This is a genomic window from Pseudomonas sp. RW407 (assembly GCF_003176655.1).
Taxonomy (GTDB): Bacteria; Pseudomonadota; Gammaproteobacteria; order Pseudomonadales; family Pseudomonadaceae; genus Pseudomonas; species Pseudomonas delhiensis.
In genome coordinates, this window is the sequence record NZ_QGSL01000035.1 from 1 (window position 1) to 380 (window position 380).

Here is a 380-nt window from a genome sequence, read left to right on the forward strand (position 1 = left end):
GACCAGCGATGACAGCAAGACCACCGCTGAAGACACTCCGGTCTCCGGCCAGGTCGTGGCCAGTGATGTCGATGGTGATGCCCTTACCTACACCCTGAAATCCGGTGGTGAGCCGGCTCACGGCACCCTGGTGCTGGATACCGCGACCGGCAGCTACACCTATACGCCGAACCTGAACTACCACGGTCCGGATAGCTTCACCGTAGTGATCGATGACGGTCACAACGGCACCACCGAGTCCACCGTCACCCTCACCGTCACCTCGGTGAACGACGCCCCGACGACCAGCGATGACAGCAAGACCACCGCTGAAGACACTCCGGTCTCCGGCCAGGTCGTGGCCAGTGATGTCGATGGTGATGCCCTTACCTACACCCTGA

General features: G+C 61.6%; 1 protein-coding gene. It reads left to right on the forward strand.

Features of this window, described 5'->3' with window-relative positions:
- Positions 1-380 (forward strand): cadherin-like domain-containing protein (locus tag DK254_RS05685; protein ID WP_177412025.1); only part of this gene is annotated, 380 nt, incomplete at both ends.